Origin of the sequence: Halobacillus faecis, from assembly GCF_007991335.1 — a bacterium.
GTDB lineage: Bacteria > Bacillota > Bacilli > Bacillales > Halobacillaceae > Halobacillus > Halobacillus faecis.
Genome location: NZ_BJYD01000012.1, coordinates 192,251 through 212,167, shown reverse-complemented (window position 1 = coordinate 212,167; position 19,917 = coordinate 192,251). Strand labels below are relative to the sequence as shown.

At 46.0% G+C, this 19,917-nt stretch carries 13 protein-coding genes; 3 read left to right on the top strand and 10 right to left on the bottom strand.

The window, feature by feature from the left end:
* Positions 1 to 78 precede the first annotated feature (78 nt).
* Positions 79 to 1,053, top strand: coding sequence for a stage II sporulation protein M (locus HFA01_RS07450; protein ID WP_146814774.1), 975 nt, complete (start codon positions 79 to 81; stop codon positions 1,051 to 1,053).
* Here HFA01_RS07450 and HFA01_RS07445 read toward each other — a convergent pair.
* From HFA01_RS07445 to HFA01_RS07425, 5 genes are read right to left on the bottom strand one after another with little or no spacing between them, the layout of a single operon-like run.
* The gene (locus HFA01_RS07445) at positions 1,031 to 2,389 is read right to left on the bottom strand and encodes a DUF58 domain-containing protein (protein ID WP_146814772.1); all 1,359 of its coding nucleotides are present in this window, start codon (positions 2,387 to 2,389) and stop codon (positions 1,031 to 1,033) included. The two genes, HFA01_RS07450 and HFA01_RS07445, sit on opposite strands and share 23 nt — an antisense overlap.
* Positions 2,340 to 3,266, bottom strand: a complete 927-nt coding sequence (locus HFA01_RS07440) for an AAA family ATPase (protein WP_146814770.1) — start codon at positions 3,264 to 3,266, stop codon at positions 2,340 to 2,342. Before HFA01_RS07440 ends, HFA01_RS07445 begins: the two co-directional genes overlap by 50 nt.
* Positions 3,263 to 4,390: a DUF4350 domain-containing protein gene (locus tag HFA01_RS07435; protein WP_167506199.1), complete on the bottom strand. Its 1,128-nt coding sequence runs from the start codon at positions 4,388 to 4,390 to the stop codon at positions 3,263 to 3,265. Before HFA01_RS07435 ends, HFA01_RS07440 begins: the two co-directional genes overlap by 4 nt.
* Positions 4,387 to 5,025, bottom strand: a complete 639-nt coding sequence (locus HFA01_RS07430) for a DUF4129 domain-containing protein (protein WP_146814766.1) — start codon at positions 5,023 to 5,025, stop codon at positions 4,387 to 4,389. Before HFA01_RS07430 ends, HFA01_RS07435 begins: the two co-directional genes overlap by 4 nt.
* Before the next feature lie 15 nt (positions 5,026 to 5,040).
* Positions 5,041 to 5,970 (bottom strand): hypothetical protein, encoded by a 930-nt coding sequence (locus HFA01_RS07425; RefSeq protein WP_146814763.1) that lies wholly within the window; start codon positions 5,968 to 5,970, stop codon positions 5,041 to 5,043.
* A 99-nt stretch (positions 5,971 to 6,069) separates the two neighbouring features.
* Between HFA01_RS07425 and HFA01_RS07420 the strand changes: the two genes are divergently transcribed.
* The gene (locus HFA01_RS07420) at positions 6,070 to 6,714 is read left to right on the top strand and encodes a GrpB family protein (RefSeq protein ID WP_167506198.1); all 645 of its coding nucleotides are present in this window, start codon (positions 6,070 to 6,072) and stop codon (positions 6,712 to 6,714) included.
* A 26-nt stretch (positions 6,715 to 6,740) separates the two neighbouring features.
* On the opposite strand, the gene HFA01_RS07415 is transcribed toward HFA01_RS07420, so the two are convergent.
* The 4 genes from HFA01_RS07415 to gltB all read right to left on the bottom strand — a co-directional run bounded on the left by HFA01_RS07415 (position 6,741) and on the right by gltB (position 17,590).
* Positions 6,741 to 8,123 (bottom strand): dipeptidase, encoded by a 1,383-nt coding sequence (locus HFA01_RS07415; protein ID WP_146814758.1) that lies wholly within the window; start codon positions 8,121 to 8,123, stop codon positions 6,741 to 6,743.
* Between the two features lie 1,076 nt (positions 8,124 to 9,199).
* Positions 9,200 to 11,236 carry a catalase gene (locus HFA01_RS07410; protein WP_146814756.1) on the bottom strand — a complete coding sequence of 679 codons (2,037 nt, stop codon included), beginning with the start codon at positions 11,234 to 11,236 and terminating at the stop codon, positions 9,200 to 9,202.
* Between the two features lie 266 nt (positions 11,237 to 11,502).
* Positions 11,503 to 12,990 carry a glutamate synthase subunit beta gene (locus HFA01_RS07405; protein WP_146814754.1) on the bottom strand — a complete coding sequence of 496 codons (1,488 nt, stop codon included), beginning with the start codon at positions 12,988 to 12,990 and terminating at the stop codon, positions 11,503 to 11,505.
* A 19-nt stretch (positions 12,991 to 13,009) separates the two neighbouring features.
* Entirely contained in the window at positions 13,010 to 17,590 is a 4,581-nt protein-coding gene (gene gltB, locus HFA01_RS07400; protein WP_146814752.1) for a glutamate synthase large subunit, read from the bottom strand.
* Between the two features lie 364 nt (positions 17,591 to 17,954).
* Here gltB and HFA01_RS07395 point away from each other — a divergent pair, with 364 nt between their 5' ends.
* Positions 17,955 to 19,010, top strand: coding sequence for a DmpA family aminopeptidase (locus tag HFA01_RS07395; protein WP_146814750.1), 1,056 nt, complete (start codon positions 17,955 to 17,957; stop codon positions 19,008 to 19,010).
* A 70-nt stretch (positions 19,011 to 19,080) separates the two neighbouring features.
* Here the strand turns inward: HFA01_RS07395 and HFA01_RS07390 are convergent, their stop codons facing one another.
* Positions 19,081 to 19,905, bottom strand: coding sequence for a YihY/virulence factor BrkB family protein (locus tag HFA01_RS07390; protein ID WP_146814748.1), 825 nt, complete (start codon positions 19,903 to 19,905; stop codon positions 19,081 to 19,083).
* Between the last annotated feature and the right edge of the window lie 12 nt (positions 19,906 to 19,917).

The window sequence follows — 19,917 nt, the reverse complement described above, 5'->3', positions numbered from 1 at the left end:
CTTATGGGTTCCCATATGTCTTTCGTTTTTCTATAATAGAAATAGAATGTAAAAAATTCCCGCATTGCAGGTGAAACCATGAACTATCGAACTTTCGTCCAACGCCACCGAGAAGAGTGGAGACGTTTAGAAGAACTGATTCAGTTGTTACATAAGAACAGACGCCAGTGGGCTCCGCAACATTTAGAAGAGTTTCAGCGCCTGTACCAAAAAGTCAACCAGCATCTTGCTTCCAGTCAAACATACTTTGCAGAAGAAGAAACGACCGATTACTTGAACGACCTCGTGACAAAGGCGCATAACATGCTTTACCAGGAAAGCACGTCCAATTGGAAACAATTGAAACAAATGTTTGGAAGTTCATTCATTACACTCATCGGTGAACAATGGAAGTTCGTTGTCATCAGCATGCTGTTGTTCTTTTTAGGTGGGCTGGCTGCTTTTCTTGCTGTCTATCAGGACCCGATGAGCCTTTACACGATTTTGCCTGATTCCATCGCTCAAGCTGTAGATCCGAGCCGCCTCGGCAGCCAGGACGGCGGGGTAAATTCTCCTGTAATGTCAGCGGAAATCATGACCAATAATATTCAAGTAGCTTTTCTTGCTTTTGCTGGAGGCGTGACTTTCGGGCTGCTGACCGTTTATCTACTCATCTACAACGGAATCATTGTCGGTGCCCTAGCCGCTTTGTTCATGGTTCATGGAAAAACCTATGATTTCTGGGCCTACATTGTCCCGCATGGAATGATAGAACTGACGGCTATTTTCATCGCGGGCGGCGCAGGACTTTTAATGGGCTATAAACTTTGGGTTCCCGGCAAACGCACGCGGAGCTATCAATTAAAAACCTATGCCTATCAATCTGTCCTGCTGTTAATTGGAACCATTCCACTCTTTATCATCGCAGGTTTTGTAGAAGGTTACATCACCCCTTCCAACTTATCCCTTGAAACGAAATATGCATTTGCATTCTTTACTGTCCTCGGGCTTTTAGCATACGTAATCATTGGGAAAATCAATGCCGGAAAAACTAGAGAAGGCCACGGTTCATAATGGTAATATAGTGGGAAACGGCGGCGGTTGCCAGCTCCTCTTCCGGTGCCTCTATCATTTGCAGGCCTTGTCTTTCCCATTTTTTTAACTCCTGTTTTTTATCCAACACATGCTTTTGGGCCATCGTCTTTACTAATGTCGTCTGTACATCTTCAGGCTCCCGCTTCGTCTCGGAGTCGATGACATTGTCTTCGATTCCGATCATTAAGAACAAATGCGAGCGCCGTAACCGTTGTAAATAATGCAAAGCTGCTTCTTCGTATAAAAAAGTGCTTACATCACTGAACAATAAAAGAAGGCTTCTCCTGCTTTGCACCTTCTGCAGGTGTTGGAACACAGCCGTATAGTCGGATTCGTATCCTTCGACTTTCAAGTTATAAATTTCTTTTAAAATGGTTTGCATATGCGCCATTCCTTTTGCCGGCGGCACATACACATGAACGTGTTTTGAAAAAGCGAGGACCGCCACGTAATCGCCGCGCTTCAAGGCAGCGGTCGCCACCGTCATCGCAGCCTCGAGGGACTTCTCCAATCGATTGCTCTCTTCAAGCTCCACGCCCATCATCCGTCCACAGTCAATCAATAAGGTGACAAATTTCCCATGCTCCGGTTCATATTCGTTGGTCATCAGGTTCTGAACTTTTGCGGTTTGTCTCCAATTGATTTTCCGGATATCATCTCCCACTACATAGGAACGGATTTTACTGAACTCCCCCGTTCCCACCTGACGTCTCTTCAAACGGGTTCCTTCGTAGAGAAGGAAACGCTGTGCGTCCTCAAGGAAGTTCCTGCTCTCCGTGAGGTCAGGAATGATCCGCACACTCTCGGTTTGATCCACCCTCATCTGTTTTTCCCATAAACCAAAACGAGAACGATAGCGAATATGAAGGTGAGGAAGCGTGTACTCTCCTCGTTCTTCGGAGTGAAAAGGATAGGTGATGCGTACTTGCTCATATCCCTGGATCTCTTTTTTGAGAGGAAACGGCTGGCTGAACGATTGCGGAAAGTGGTCGATGACTTTCATCGCCATCCCTTTGCCGGAAGTATTCCTGACCACCACAGAACCCTTATTTTCGATTCCCCGCTCCATTTCTTCATCCATTACCCTGCGAATTTGAAGCTCTTTCCGTTTAGGGGAAAAAGTAAGATCAACCAAGCTCAATAATAGAATCGCCCCATTTACGGCGATGATGAGAGGCCAGGAAAGACCTGTCCATGTTAGTAAAATCAATACGAATGATAAGGCGAGTATAAGCAAGAGCAGACGTTTCGTTGGAACAATCCCTTTATCGCGGAACAGGAACTGATCCCACAAGTTCTTGAATGATTTGGCCATGGGTCACTCCCTCCAGTTCCATATGCGGCGCTAAAATCACCCGATGTCTCAAGGAAGCGATCGAGACCTTTTTGACATCGTCCGGGGTGACGTAGTCGCGTGATTCAAGGTACGCCCACGCTTTTGCTGCCTTCGCAATGGCAATAGCTGCACGCGTACTTGCTCCGTGGCGGATGGATTCCGTTTCACGAGTCTTGCGAACGATCGACATGATGTACCCGTACAATTCGTCGGTCATCGTGACACTTGATATCTCTTCACTGATCCTGTTGAACTCTTCTACCGTCAACAGTGGCTGGACCGATTCCTCTTGTTTAGATAGGAGCATCTGTTTAAGCACGGCCACTTCGTCTTCCATAGAGGGAAAATCAATATGTAATTTAAACAAAAAGCGATCTTGCTGCGCTTCCGGTAATGGGTAAGTCCCTTCAAACTCCACCGGGTTTTGGGTCGCGACAACGAAGAAAGGAGCAGGAAGTGTGTACGTCTCACCCTGAATGGTCATTTGCTTTTCTTCCATCGCTTCAAGTAAAGCGGCTTGTGTTTTCGCTGGTGTCCGGTTGATTTCATCAGCAAGCAGGACATTCGTAAACACAGGTCCTTTCATCGTCTCAAATTCACCGGTTTTCATGTTGTAGATCATGCTTCCCGTAATATCGCTCGGTAAGAGGTCCGGGGTGAACTGAATCCGCTTGAAGTCGCCTCCAAGGAGGTTCGCTAACGTTCGCACCATTTTTGTCTTCCCCGTACCAGGGACACCTTCTAATAACACATGTCCACCAACAAGGACGGACGCGAGCATCAATCGGACATTCTCGGACTGCCCGTAAACTCTTTGTTCATAGGCCTGTATCAACTCTGTCAATTTTTCATTCATGACCCTTGCACCTCTTTCCTCATCTGATCAAACGTATACGACCAATCTAAAAATGCCCTTTTATCTACATCCGTTACGTTTTCCAACGGCTCCACGGTTTTCGTCCATTTCTCCCAATCCTGATAATCCTTTTCATTCAACCGATACGATAGCGTGTGACGAATCTCCTCCCAGGACGCCTGGGAGGAGACGCCGAACCGGTCCTGTAACAGCTTTCGAAGGTAGGATTCTTGGACGGCCAGCGACTCTCTGTAAAACTCACCTTTCCGGTACCAGGCAGCGAGAGCCTGCAGGCGTTCATCCCCGAAACGCACAACCGCTTCTCTCGGCATGAAGGACGGGCCGAACCTTTTCCCCTGCATCCACAAAAAGAAAAGCATGAATAGAGCAAGCTGGAGGGTAAAGACAAGCAGCCACTTCGGGTAAACGTCCAACCCGGTAAATAAACCATCTTGTCCGTGGATATATTCATCAAACCAAATCCTGCTGTCTTCAGCTTCTGATGCTAAGATCGATGCAATTACTTCATAATGTTCATGGTCTGCAATCCATTCATTAGTGAACCAATCCGGATTCATGCCAACTATCAGTGCACCATCCCCATAGGAGCGTTTAAAGGCAAGCACACCATGACGATCACTCAATAGGACATCATCCGACTTCTTCGTTTGCAGCCGGTGCTCCTGTTGAACCTCTACAGTATATGTACTCCCATCCTCACCCTCCACCTTCGTTTCACCTGCAGGTAAGACACCGTAGTCTACCTGGGTATCAAAATAGCCGACAGGATTGTTTTTCATCAGCCAGATGGTATTCCCCTCTTCCATCCACTTTTCATACTGACGCATCTCATCTCCGCTGACGGTGGAAAAAGGTTCAATCATCAAGAGGGTTTGTCGGCCACTTCCATTCGGAAGCCGGATGGGTTTGCTATCCCAGCGTGCAGGTTCCTCCCCTTGTTCATCAAGAAGCGTGTAAAAAGCTTTAACTCCTGTCTGGGAAGGGGATTCAGATAAATATGGAGGATACGGTTCCGGACGTCCGCTGGAGAGCCAATAGAGCACACCGGCAAGAAGGGTAAAGGTGACAGCGGCCCAAAGCCACGTTTTCTTTGTATTCGTCACGCTTCTTTCCTCCCTTCTTGATCCATCCATTGAAAGGCTCGGGAACGAAATTCATCAAACTCCTCTTTCAGAAGGGGCCGGTTTCCATAGGTGATCTGATCAAAAATCTTCGCAAGAAAAGAAAAATCAGCAACGAGCGTATGATTTGAGTCCTGCAGATCCTTTTCATAGTCGCCGTTCGTTTTCCAGGTTTTCACCTCAACAAGATCCCTCGCATCGAAATCCAACAGCATGCCCAGGAACACATGACGGGCCGCTTCGGAATATTGACCATCCGCCGCAAGCGCGTCCGCTTCCTTCATATGCTTTTGTGATGACCATGCCAACTCTGAAGTCCTGCTGAATGTACGCTGTTCAGACAAATTCTTCTCCCCTGAGAGCCGCCCCACAAGCTTGATGACAAGCAACAAAAGGATGCCCATTCCGATGAAACCAAAAAAATAGATCCAGCCGTTGATGGCAGAATCAGAGACTTGGAAATTAGGAAACCAAGTCTCAAGCAACTCTTTCACCCACTGGGCAATGACATCCAAAAGACGTTGACTCGCCGTCTGAGTTTCCTGCTCATACGCTTGATACTCGGGACGCTCAAGAATTTCCTTCAGTTGTTCTTTTCCTTCATTTGATCCACCCACATGATTCACCTACGTTCATGTTTCTTTGTAAGAAGCAATCATATCTTTCAAATCATCCGCTTCGTTCCTTGTTTTCAAGTCAAAAAACAGAACCGTATAACCGACCATCATAAACAGCGTGGTAATGATCGAGGCAAGGTCCGTCAGTACACGACCGAGAAGACTGCCACCTAAAAGAAGAACGGAGACACCCTCCATTACGGAAGTAAGCAGGATGGTAATGATGAAAAAGACGATGAACAATCCGAAAACGAACCAGAAACGCCCTTTCGTCAGCTGCCAGCTTTTTGAAAAGCCCGGGGCGACCTTCTGAAAAACAATCGCTCCAAAGAACATACTCAGTTTCGTCACAAAAAAAGCGACCGCTGCGAAAAACAACAGACCGAAGACGATTGACATGATGAATCCGACTCCAAAGCCATCCCTCGCAAAGCTAATGCCTCCTAAAACACCGAAAAGGAGAAACCCGATAAAAACGGCGGCACCGAAGATGACTCCCATCAAGGCTGTACTTCCGATGAGCGGCCAAAACCTTGAGAACGCCCCTTTAATCGCCTGCCCTTTCGACCAGGTTTCATTCTTCAGTGCTTTACTGGCCGCTACGATCACCGATGCCTGGGCAAGTGGATAGATGATAATGGCAAGAACAGTGGAAACAAGTAAATACAACATTTCCATGCCGATCCCGAGATTTGTTGCCACAAGTTCCTGGGTAGCTGCTGCTGTATCAAGATTGTTTAGAATGCCTTCTGTAAACCCTCCACCTGACGGTTCGCGGAAGAAGCTGATCCCGCTCAGTACCATGAATAAATAATCAAATATGTAGAGCGGCGCAAATATAATGAGTAAAGTAAGAAATAAAGGACCGAAGTTCTTCTTTGATATACTGAATGTATGATCGAGTATTTCGGCAAACGTCTTTGGTTTTCTCTGGAGTTGTTCCATCTTCATCCCCCTAACTAGTATCTTTCTACTATTCTAACATTTCAGCGTTTCATTTTGACAAAAAAAGACAGACTTATCCAAAATATAAGAGGTAAGGGAGTGACCGTCGTGCATGAAAAAGTGGGCACGTGTGCTGAATGCCGCACTACCATCTACTGTGAAAATGGGTTCTTGAATGGTGTTTTGTCAGAAAACAAAACACTGAAATGTTTCTCTTGTAACGAACGGAAGGTCAACAATTGTGTACAGCTTTCCCCTTATCAATCCAATTGGCCTGAAACATTCGCTAGTGAAAAAAACGCCATTCTTCAACAACTTGGTGATTCGAATATTCCCATTGAGCACATCGGAAGTACTTCTGTTCCAAACCTTTCCGCAAAGCCTATTATTGATATTCTATTAGGGATGGAAAGCCTTGATGAGTTCACACGCTACATCCATCCCCTTTCACAAGCAGGGTATGAATATGTCCCTAAACCCGAATTAAGGACAAAACGTTTTTTCAAAAAAGAGACCGATACGAACGACACCTTCCACTTGCACATCTGTGAATGGAAAGGCTCAGAGTGGGAAGAAAAAATTACATTTCGAGATCATTTACGAGCGAACCCGGCATCTGTCCATGCCTATGAATCCTTAAAAAAGCAGTTGGCTGAAGCCTATAGAGAAGAACGATCGGTCTATACAAAGAAAAAAGGGCCCTTCATCCAGTCCATTCTTAATCATGCATATAAAAAAGGCTGAGAACTACATTCTCAGCCCTTTTTCCTTTATAACTCTTGAAGGTATTTACAAACCGTTTCGATCCCTTTAGTGAAATTCTCCAGATGAAAATGTTCATTAGGTGCATGCAGGTTTTCTGTCGGGAGTCCAAATCCCATCAAGACAACCGGCGCATCTAACACACGACCGAAAACTTCGACAATCGGAATGGATCCGCCCTCTTTCGGAAAGTGTGGACGCACATCATACACACTCTCAAACGCATCTGCCGCTTTTTGAATATAAGGATTTTTAGAATCGATCGCCACTGGGTCTGCTTTAATGTACTGATGAAGACCAACCTTCGCACCCACTGGTCGGTTGTTAGCTACATGACGTTGAATCGCCTCAAAAATCGCCTGAGGGTCCTGCTCACCAACTAAACGACAACTGATTTTAGCACTCGCTTCTTTAGGGACGATTGTTTTCAACCCTTCGCCTTGAAAGCCTCCCGTAATCCCGTTGATTTCAAGTGTTGGGCGGATGCCGACACGTTCCTGGAACGTGAACCCTTCCTCTCCGAAAAGTTCATCAAGCTCAAGTTCCTGCTTTGTACGTTCTTCATTGAATGGAACTTCCGCAACCTCTTTTCTTAAGGCTTCTGTAGGCTCCGGAACGCCTTTATAAAAACCATCAACGGCAATGCGGCCATTTTCTTCATGCAGTGAATCCAACAGTTGGATGAGGGCGTGAATCGAATTTGGTACGCCACCGCCATAGGTACCCGAATGTAGGTCCGAATTGGCAGTAGTGACGGTCATTTCCATGGCCAAAGCCCCACGTAAAGATGTACAAATGGCAGGCTGCCCTTTCTCACTAAAGGACGTATCACTAATGACCACCGCATCACAAGCAAGTCTTTCCTCATTCTCCTGAATGAAAGGGCCAAGGTTCGGGCTTGCGATTTCCTCTTCTCCCTCTATGACAAACTTCACATTGACCGGAAGCTCGCTCTTTTCTTTCATAAGAAGATCGACAGCTTTGATATGAATGAAAAGCTGACCTTTATCATCCGTAGCTCCCCGGGCGAAAATTTTCCCATCCCTGATGACCGGTTCAAATGGCGGGGTTTCCCATAAGTCGAGCGGATCTTCCGGCTGCACGTCATAGTGGCCGTACACAAGAACGGTCGGCTTTCCTTCAGCATGAAGCCAATCCGCATAAACGATCGGATGCCCTTCTGTAGGGATAACCTCCACATTCTCCATGCCAGCTTCTTTCAAAGCACCAGCTGTCCAATCCGCTGCCTTTTTTACGTCTTCTTTATGTTGAGACAAGGAAGAAATGCTCGGAATGCTTAAATAATGTTTTAATTCTTCGATGAACTGATCTTTATGTAACTTAATGGCTTCCTTCACCTTAGTGACCTCCTTATATTCATGTGCTCTCATTATACCGAATTTTCCTCAATGACTGAAACACAGACAACTCTTCCATTCCACAAAAGCTCCCGTTTGTTGAAGACTTAGTTTCGAGGCTTTTGTTGAGTGGATGGGGCTGCGGGGAATAACTCGCTTTCCGCGGGAGCGCGGTGAGCACATACCGAACTACCTTAAAGGAAGCCTGGCTTGGTTGAAATAATGAATGACACTCCCTGGCCATGGATGCGGGGTCAGGGAAACGACGATTGGCAGTGGTTTGGATCAGTCAGTAGAAAAATACACATTTTCGTGTCTCCATTTGCTTTTTCATGCGGACGTTTCCCAGACCCTGCTTCCACGCTTATTCGTGTGGGATCTTTGGTTAAAACAACTCTAAAACGGCGTGGATGAGCAGGTCTTCACTACAGAACTTGTCGGTTTGTTAGATGAATTTCGAGAACCTCTTTATGGCAAAGGGGCGGAGGGAAACGGTGAGACTCCTGTGGGAAGTGCGTGGTAGATGAGACCCCGCAGAGCGTTAGCTCGAGGAGGCTCATCACTCGCCCACGGAAAGCGAACCTTTTCCCGGAGCCCCTAAGCTCCCATAAAAGTCTCGAAATCTAGTCTTCCACAATCCTGCCATATACTTTAATAACTTTTTCATTTATACAAGATCACAATGTGCCAGAGCTTTGAAAATGAAAAAGTGACCAGGTATGGTGTACCGGTCACTTTGGTTTGGTCTTATTAAAATAATTATTATAGCAGGGAAATAATGAAGCTAATCACAACAATTAAACCGATGATCATTAAGATTGTACGAATCATGGAATCACCTCTTCGTCTTTTTGTATTTATTCATCTTTTCCCTTATCATCACGAGATTTAAACAAACTATACGAAAAATCCTCCCTTTTTCCCTCTCCGTTCGATACCAATTTATAAGAACCAATGGCTTTTGGTCTATGGATTCATTGTTATTTTACAAATGTATTTCTCTAAATTTAGTTATGGAAGGCTGTACAAACCTCTATGACCCGCGTTGATGAGAGAAAAATAAAAACCCTGCCGACCCCGGAACGGTCCCAGGGTGACAGGGTTTGTTGTTAAATTAATTGACGATCCCAGTGACGATGGGCAGCCACTGCCTGCACGAAATCTTCTGTGAAGCCTTTAACATCATCACCAGCTACGACACCGCTGTGGTCAGCAAGCTTGTTATCGCTCAACCATTGTACAGCATTGTGGGTAGCACCCAGCGGTTTATAGTGAGAGAATGCTTCGTTAAGGAAATGGGAGGCATGCTTTTTGAACGCCTCTTCCTCATTGCTTCCTCCGACCGCATACAGCGCATCATAGAGAACAGAATCCGTAGTAAGGAAGGTGTGATCGACTTTGAATTCTGAACCGTCATCTCCTTGCACCATTCCCTGCTTGTCACTAATGATTTCTGTCATAATTCCTTCCGAAGAGAGCTCCTTCAATGCTTGGGTAACGTCTTTCCCGTTGAATCCGTTGGCTAAAATAACTCCCACTTTACGAGTGGATGGCTTGTGAACAGTATTCGCCTGGCTGAGTGCAGGAGAAGATTTCTTCACATCTGATCCGCCGCTCTCTGGAGGAGTGACACCAATATTCTTTGCAAATCCTTGTGCTAGCTCAAGGCTTACGTTAGCAAACATTTTCACCGCTTCTTCACGCACGGCTTCGCTCTCCACTTTTCCTAGTTCAAAGCTGAACGCATTGATGAGGTGCTCTTTTTCATGGTCACTCATGCTGTTCCAAAACAGGGTAGCTTGAGAGAAGTGATCTTTGAAACTATTGCTCCGTGCACGGATCTTATGCCCTTCTACCCTCTCTTGATAATGGGCATAACCACCATCTTCTTCGCTCGCAGGTGCTGGAGTGTTTTTCGCGAGAGAATTCTTATGATAGCTCACTTGGCCTTTATTGATGGTCTGACGTCCGTAACCATCACGCTGGTTGTTGAAGAACGGACAGACAGGGCGGTTGATCGGAAGCTCATGGAAGTTCGGGCCTCCAAGGCGGATCAACTGGGTATCTGTGTAGGAATGCAGACGCCCCTGCAACAATGGGTCATTGGTAAAATCAATGCCCGGTACGACGTTACCAGGGTGATAAGCTACCTGCTCATTCTCAGCAAACACATTATCGACGTTACGGTTCAGTGTCATTTTACCGACAATCTGAACAGGGACATCCTCCTCCGGCCATAGTTTTGTAGGATCAAGGATATCAAAATCAAACTTGAATTCATCTTCCTCAGGAATGACCTGGATTCCGAGCTCGTACTCTGGGTAATCTCCATCTTCAATCGAGTTATAAAGGTCACCGCGATGGAAGTCCGGATCTTTCCCGTTGATCTTTTGCGCTTCATCCCATACAAGAGAATGTGTGCCTAGGACAGGCTTCCAGTGGAATTTAACAAAGTGGGCCTTTCCTTCTTTGTTGACTAAACGGAACGTGTGAACTCCGAACCCTTCCATCATACGCAGGCTTCTAGGAATCGCACGATCGGACATCGTCCACATCACCATGTGAGCTGATTCCTGGTTTTGTCCTACGAAATCCCAGAACGTATCATGGGCGGATGCTGCTTGCGGCATCGCATTATGTGGTTCAGGTTTAACTGCATGGACAAGGTCAGGGAATTTGATAGCATCTTGGATAAAGAAGACAGGTATGTTATTTCCGACTAAGTCATAGTTTCCTTCTTCTGTGTAAAATTTCGTTGCAAACCCTCGTGCATCACGTACCGTTTCTGCGGAGCCCTTGGAACCTGCAACCGTTGAGAACCTTACAAACGTCGGCGTTGTTTTTGATGTATCATTTAGGAAATCTGCTTTTGTGTATTTCTCAAGAGATTCATATAATTGAAATTCTCCATGGGCAGAAAAACCTCTCGCGTGTACAATACGCTCGGGGATACGCTCATGGTCGAAATGCGTCATTTTTTCACGAAAATAAAAGTCCTCCATTAAAGTTGGACCGCGCTCACCGGCTTTTAGTGAAAATTCATCTTCTGACACTTTAACACCCATGTTTGTCGTCATATGTTTGCCAGAATCATCGACCCGGAACTGATCCAACTGTTCATCTTTTCTTGATCTTTTATTACTCATTGAGCTCCTCCTTAAGAAACCATAACTTAGAATGGTAAGTAATAAATAAACATTACAATCTACGTACCCCTCGATTCGACAGAATAAACACACAATTATTTTACTAGCAAAGTAGTTTGTCGGAAGGTGTTCCTAATAAGAGAGGAAACTCTAAAAGTATCTATTAAATCACAGAGATCATTTAGTTTGATTTTAATACAGCTTAAATCAAACAGAACAAGCCACCTCTATTTCAGAGGTGGCTTGAAATGGTTATCTTTATCATTTTATGGTAGCTGAGATGCGCCCATCATGTAACGATCACATTCGCGCGCGACTTCTCGGCCTTCATTGATAGCCCAAACAATCAGACTTTGCCCACGGCGCATGTCTCCGGCAGCGAATACGCCTTCGACATTCGTCGTGTACTTCCCATATTGGGCAGCGACGTTTGAACGCACGGTCGTTTGTATGCCAAGCTTTTCAATAAGGTCCTGCTCTGGTCCGCTGAAACCGATCGCAAGCAAGACAAGGTCTGCTTCCCATACTTTTTCAGTTCCTGGGATTTCCGTACGGACTTTGTTGCCATTTTCATCATAAGAAAGAGCGACGTCAATCGTGTGCACTTCTTTGATACGATTGTTCTCATCCCCGACGAATTTCTTCGTCATGACCGCATAGGCACGTGGGTCTTTATTGAATTTCGCTTCTGCTTCCTTTTGACCATACTCCACGCGGTGGATGATCGGGTATTGAGGCCATGGGTTGACTTCATTGTCACGTGTAGAACCTTTCTTATCATAAATATCAAACTGAGTGAGGCTCTTACAGCCGTGACGCATGGATGTCGCCATACAGTCGGTACCTGTGTCCCCACCACCGATGACAATCACATTTTTGTCTTTCGCACTAATGTAGTTTCCGTCTTCATGATCGGAATCCAGAAGACTCTTCGTGTTGGAGTGTAGAAAGTCCATCGCATAGTGGATACCTTTCAAGTTGCGCCCATCTACTTCCAGGTTCCTTGGCGTTGTCGCTCCCCCACAAAGAATGACCGTGTCATACTCTTCATTCAGACGAGAAACGGGATAGTCACGACCAACTTCTGTGTTCGTCATGAACTGGATGCCTTCTTCTTTTAGAATGTTCACGCGACGTTCAACCACGGAATAAGGCAGCTTCATTTCAGGAATTCCATAGGTGAGCAATCCACCAACACGGTCGTTACGCTCATAAACAGTCACCCAATGGCCCGCCTTGTTCAGCTGTGCGGCAGCTGCCAGACCAGCAGGGCCTGAGCCGACGACTGCTACTTTCTTACCTGTGCGATAAGCAGGAGGTTCTGGCGTGACCCATCCTTCATCAAATCCCTTTTCAATAATCGATCTCTCTACACTCCGAATGGCGACTGGTGGTTCGTTGATTCCAAGGACACAAGCCCCTTCACATGGAGCAGGACAAGCGAAACCTGTGAACTCCGGGAAATTATTCATTTCGTGTTCTTTGGCAAGAGCTTCCTTCCATTTCCCCTGATACACAAGATCGTTCCATTCGGGAATCAGGTGATAAACTGGGCAACCGCTCGTGATGCCGTTGATTTCCATTCCAGAGTGGCAAGTAGGAACGCCGCAGTCCATGCAGCGTGCCCCTTGCTTTTGTGCTTCTTCATCTGAAAGGGGAAGTTTGTAATCTTCCCAATCTTTTATTCTTGTTTCAGGATCGCGTTCAGGTGTGGATTGGCGTGTGTATTCCATGAATCCAGTAGACTTTCCCATCAGATCTCCCCCTTCTCCGTTATTTGACTGTTGCTACCGGTTTATTACGTTCTTCAAAAGCGGTCATTTCAGCATCAAACTTCTCAAGACCACTGTCTCTCAAGCTCTTGATCCGTTCTTGCATCGCCAAGTAATCTCTTGGAATGACTTTGACAAATCTGGATACATAGTCGTTCCAATTGGCAAGAATCCGTTGACCACGCGGACTGTTTGTATAGGAAACATGTTTGTCGATCATGTCATAGAGTTCTTGGATTTCATTCGCATCTGACAACTGCTGCAGATGAACGAGCTCTTTGTTACATTTTGTATCAAAAGGAAGTTCAGACTCATCCAACACGTAAGCGACGCCTCCGGACATTCCTGCCGCGAAGTTACGCCCCGTGCCCCCAAGGACGACGACTTTCCCGCCTGTCATATATTCGCACCCATGGTCACCGACACCTTCGACAACCACCTCTGCTCCACTATTCCGGACACAGAAACGTTCACCTGCAAGACCATTGATGTAAGCTTCTCCAGCTGAAGCACCGTAGAAGGATACGTTTCCGATAATTGTGTTTTCTTCCGGTACGAAGGATGACCGTGGTGATGGATGGACGATGATTTTACCACCGGACAACCCTTTTCCTACGTAATCGTTGGAATCACCGATAAGGCGTAGCGTGACTCCTTTCGGAATGAAGGCACCGAAACTTTGACCTGCAGAACCTTTAAAGGTCAACTTGATGGTGTCTTCTGGAAGTCCTTCCGCTCCATAACGACGTGTGATTTCACTACCAAGGATCGTACCCGTTACACGGTGAATGTTACGAATTGATCCTGTGCCTTCTACCGGTTCTCCGGTTTCAATGGCTTTCTTACACAGTGGAATCAATTCTTCCATATCCAGTGTCTTCTCAAGGCCATGATCCTGCTTTCTGACTGCAAAACGACCATAGTCTGCAGGAACATCCGGCTGGTAAAGCAAGGCAGACAAGTCGACACCTTTGGCTTTCCAGTGGTCGATGGCTTCGTTGGCCTGGAGCACATCGGTACGGCCGATCATTTCATTGATTGTACGGAACCCGAGCTCTGCCATGAGTTCACGGGCCTCTTGTGCGATGAAACGCATGAAGTTCTCAAGGTGATCAGCTTCCCCTGTAAATTTCTTACGAAGTTCAGGGTCCTGGGTCGCTACACCGACCGGACATGTGTTCAAATGGCAGACGCGCATCATAACACAACCGAGGACAACGAGCGGCGCAGTTGAGAAACCATACTCTTCTGCTCCTAACAAGGAGGCCACAACAACGTCACGGCCGGTCATCATTTTCCCGTCGGTTTCAACGACAATCCGATCACGCAGACGGTCAAGGACCAACGTCTGATGTGTTTCAGCTAGACCGATTTCCCAAGGTAGACCGGTGTGCTTAATACTTGTTCTCGGTGCCGCACCCGTTCCTCCATCGTACCCACTGATCAGTACAAGATCCGCGCGTCCTTTCGCTACCCCTGCAGCAATTGTTCCAACGCCGACAGCGGAAACGAGCTTCACACTGACACGCGCTTTCGGATTGGCGTTTTTCAAGTTATAAATAAGCTCAGCCAAGTCTTCAATGGAGTAGATATCGTGGTGCGGTGGTGGTGAGATAAGTTCAACACCAGGTGTGGAACCACGGACTTCTGCTACCCATGGATATACTTTTTTGCCTGGAAGGTGACCACCTTCACCCGGCTTCGCCCCCTGAGCGACCTTGATTTGGATTTCATCCGCATTGACAAGGTAATGACTGTTAACCCCGAAACGTCCGGATGCTACCTGTTTGATGGCGCTACGTTTCAAGTCACCGTTTTCTTCAGGAGTGAATCGTTTTGGATCTTCCCCACCTTCACCGGAGTTACTTCTGCCTCCGATCCGGTTCATTGCAATGGCTAGGGCTTCGTGTGCCTCTTCACTGATGGAACCGAAAGACATCGCTCCTGTTTTGAATCGTCTGCAAATATCTTCAACAGACTCTACTTCCTCCACCGGAATGGAAGGACGATCTTTGAAGGAAAGCAACCCACGCAAAGACTGTAGGTTGTTCTTTTCATCGGTCAACATCTTAGAATATTGTTTGAAAAGGTCATAGTCGTTTGAACGGCAAGCGTGCTGCAACGTCGCAATCGTTTGCGGATTATACTGGTGATCTTCACCGTTCTGGCGGTACTGGTATTCGTCACCCGCTTCAAGAGTACGGTTCGATCCACGTGTTTCCCCGTACGCAACTTCATGACGCATGAGCACCTCTTTTTCGATGATATCGAGACCGATTCCCCCAAGGCGAGAAGCTGTTCTCGTGAAATACTGGTCAATGACATCTTTATGAATTCCAACGGCCTCAAAAATTTGCGCCCCTCGATAACTTTGGATTGTGGAAATCCCCATCTTAGAAAGGACTTTGATGATCCCATCCGTTGCAGAATGAATATACGTCTGCACCGATTCTTCATGGGATTCTGCTTCAAGCAGGTCGCGCTCCATCAGATCTCTCAAGGACTCATACGCGAGATAAGGGTTGATTCCTTCGGCTCCATACCCGAGGAGTGTTGCGAAATGGTGAACCTCTCGCGCCTCACCCGATTCAATGATCAGACTCACTTTCGTACGTGTTCCTTTACGAATGAGGTGATGGTGCAGACCGGATACCGCAAGCAGAGAAGGAATGGCTGCATACCCTTCACTGATTCCACGATCAGAAAGGACAAGCAGCGTCGTACCATCCTCTACGGCTGCATCTGCTTCTTCACATAAACGATCAAGTGCAGGCTTCAAGCCCCCTTCTTTTGCATCGAAAAGAATGGAAAGCGTACGTGTAGCAAAGCCTTCTAAATTCTGCTGACGGATCTGTTCAAGTTCACGATTCGTCAAGATCGGTGTCTGCAACCTGATTTGACGGCAGCTTTCTGGTTTCGGGTCCACAAGGTTCCCTTCTGCACCAATCGTCGTTTCCACCATCGTGATCAGTTTTTCACGAATGGCATCAATCGGCGGGTTCGTGACTTGGGCAAACAGCTGCTTGAAGTAGCTGTAGAGCAGCTGTGGCTTTTTGGAAAGCACTGCAAGCGGTGAATCGTATCCCATCGAACCGACGGGGTCTTTTTTATCGTTGACCATCGGCAAAAGGATTTTGTTTAATTCTTCTGTTGTATAACCGAAAGCAAGCTGCTGGTCGATCAAGTTCTCAACCGGACGGTGTTCGGTCATCGGTTCAGGTAGGTCTTCTAAATCAAATTTGTTCTCTTCAATCCACTCTTTATACGGCTTTTCGCGCGCAATTTGCAATTTAATTTCATCATCAGGAATGATTTTCCCTTCCTCAAGGTCGACGAGAAGCATCTTTCCTGGTGCAAGACGATCTTTATACAAAATGTCGTCAGCGAAAATATCAAGGGCACCCACTTCAGACCCAAGGACAATCATCCCGTCTTTTGTTACGTAATAGCGTGCCGGACGCAAACCATTACGGTCCAGGCATGCACCGATTTGTTTTCCGTTCGTGTAAGCAAGGGCAGCCGGCCCGTCCCATGGCTCCATTAAGCAGCTATGATATTCATAAAAATTCTTCTTGTCTTCCTGGATCGTGTCATCATTTGACCATGGCTCAGGAACCATCATCATGGCTGTGTGAGCGAGTGAACGACCAGACAAGTATAAGAATTCAAAGGCATTATCGAACATGGAAGAGTCACTACCGTTGGAATCGATGACAGGGAGAAGTTTCTGTAAGTCTTCTTCACTGAAATACTCCGAATTGCAAAGCTCCTGGCGTGCTCTCATCCAGTTGACATTGCCTCGTAATGTATTAAACTCTCCATTGTGAATGGTGAATCGGTTCGGGTGCGAACGTTTCCAGCTCGGGAAGGTGTTCGTACTAAAGCGGGAGTGTACTAAAGCGAGGGCCGTTTTGAAATCCGGGTGGTTCAGATCGATATAAAAGGAATCCAGTTGTTCAGGGATCAACATTCCTTTATAGACGATCGTGTTTGATGACAAACTGCTGATATAAAAGTCATCGTACCCGTCTTTTCCAGCGATCTCGATTTCCGCTCGCTTACGAATGATGTACAGGCGGCGCTCCAAATCCATTTGAGTTTGAACATTTCCAGATGGAGCTACGAAAGCCTGACGAATAAATGGTTTGGTTTTCTTCGCATCTTCCCCAACGAACGAATCGTTTACCGGAACCGTACGCCAGCCTAAGAACTCTTGTCCTTCTTCAGCAACGATACGCTCAAATGTCTGCATACATTCAGTTCTTGTTTCATGATTTTCCGGAAAGAAAATCATGCCGATGCCGTATTTACCGGCTTCAGGCAAATATATATCTTCCTTCTCACATTGTGCTTCGAAAAAATGGTGAGGGATCTGTGTCAGTATTCCAGCTCCATCCCCCGTACTGACGTCAGCAGATTGTCCACCACGGTGCTCTAAATTACATAGAATAGTGATGGCATTCTCTACGATACTGTGACTCTTTGTTCCATCAATGTTGGCAATCACTCCGATACCACAAGCTTCATGCTCATTTTCCGGATGATATAGCCCCTGCGGAACAGGATATCCGTGTTTTTGCATATTTTTTCCCCCTAGCGGACATATTCTTGTAGGTTACAGGCAAAAATTAAAAAATTCTGTCTTTTCAGTTTCTTACTAGTATAGCATGAAAAACCTGAAGAATCACGCTCTTGACGCGTTCAAACATTGAATTTTCACGATAATGAGACAATTCAAATTCATAAGAAACCCGAATATTAAAAGGATGTAAGCGCAAACAAAAAAACTTAGAAAAACGAAGAATTTTTTTCTCTTATACTCGTTTTATACAAAATAAATCTTCTTTTCTATCGGAATGTGCATATAAAATCCTTACGTTGTATGAACATACATAAAGAAGGAATTTGCACCCTCTCATTCGAATAGGACATGTGGAGGTGGAACGATGAATAAAACGACCCGGCAACAAGGAATCACCATAGGAGGTATGCCTATAGGTGAGCGTAATCAGATCACAGATGTTCCTGGAGTAACTGTCGGACATTACACATTAAATAACAATAGAATCCAGACAGGGGTTACCGCCATTCTTCCTCATCAGGACAACCTTTTTCAAAATAAAACGGTGGCGTCCGCTCATGTTATCAATGGGTTTGGCAAGACTGCAGGAACGATTCAGCTTGAAGAACTGGGGACGCTTGAGACCCCCATTGTATTGACCAATACATTCGGTGTGGGAGCCGCTTATGATGCTCTTGTCACTTACACTCTTGAGCGAAACCCTGAGATCGGCCGGACTACGGGTACGGTTAATCCAGTTATTGGAGAATGCAACGATATGTTTATGAATGATATTAGGGAACAGGCGGTTACGAAAGAGCATGTTTTACAAGCCATCGATCATGCCAAAGACCACTTCGAAGAAGGTTGTGTCGGAGCAGGACGAGGAATGCTTTGTTATTCATTAAAGGGAGGAGTGGGTTCTTCTTCCCGGAAGGTAGAACTTACACACGGCACCTATACGGTAGGCGTTCTGACCCTTACAAATTTCGGTAAACTGAGTGATCTTAGGATTGATGGTTACGCGGTTGGGCAAAAATTGAAGGCGTGCATGGAGGCAGAAGAGGAAAAAGATCGAGGATCAATCATGATTGTGGTCGCAACAGACCTTCCCCTCTCTGACCGCCAATTGAAAAGGATTTGCAAACGGTCAGTGACTGGATTATCGAGGACCGGTTCGATGATTGGAAATGGAAGTGGCGATGTCGTGCTCGGATTCTCCACTGCCTCGACAATCCCACATGAGAAACCGGAAGAGGCGATCTCTCATCCAACGATTCATGAAGAAGATATAGACGAAGCTTTTCGTGCTGTAGGAGAAGCTACCGAGGAATCTATTCTTGAATCACTTTTTCAAGCGACACCGGTAATAGGGAGAGACAACCACCAGAGACCTACATTAACAGATCTTCTCGAAAGCTACCCCTTTAAGTTGAAATAGAAAAAGGTTCCGTCCACCTCTTTCGAGGCACGGAACCTTTTTTTCATTAACGAACCATGTTAAGAAATGGTTAAGCTGCTTTCTTTTCTCCTCCACCATGACGACGGTGGTAGATGACATTGATTTCCGCTCCAACCATTAAGATAATCCCTGTTAGGAAAAACCATAACATCAAGATAATAATTCCCCCAAGACTTCCATAAGTGGCGGAGTAATTTCCAAAATTACTGACATAGAAAGAGAATGCGAGAGAAATCAGCTGCCAGAGTACAGCCGTGATAACCGCACCTGGAAGGATATGTTTAAAGGGGATGTTCTTATTGGGCGCGAAGTGATAAAGGGCCATGAGAACAGCTCCAATGACCAAAATACTTAACGACCAGCGCAGCACTTGCAAAAGAATGGCTGTTTGAGATGGCATGTTAACCATATCAATCAAGACCTGGCCGAACACAGGGAGCACGAGGGCAACGATAATCGCTACGATCATTCCAATTGTCAATACGATAGAAAGAAGGCGAACTTTAATGAATGACCTTGTCTCTTCCACGTTATAAGCCAAGTTTGAAGACTGAATGAACGCATTGATTCCATTTGAAGCAGACCATAGCGTACCTAAAATCCCTACAGTGAGGAGCCCACCGCTTGGCTGCTCCACCACAGCGACGATGTTTTCCCTGAACACCTGGGCTGTATCACTCGGAATTACATTGCTCATCGCCTGTATGGCTGTTTCAGCATCGATATTCAAATAGGGAAGAATTGATAACACCAAAATTAAGAGCGGAACAATGGCCAATAAGTAATAGTATGCTTGTGCTGCGCCAAGCAGGGGAATGTTGTCTTTTTGAAATTCGGCGATTACATCTTTCACATAGGAAATCAAATTTTTCACCAGGGGATCCTC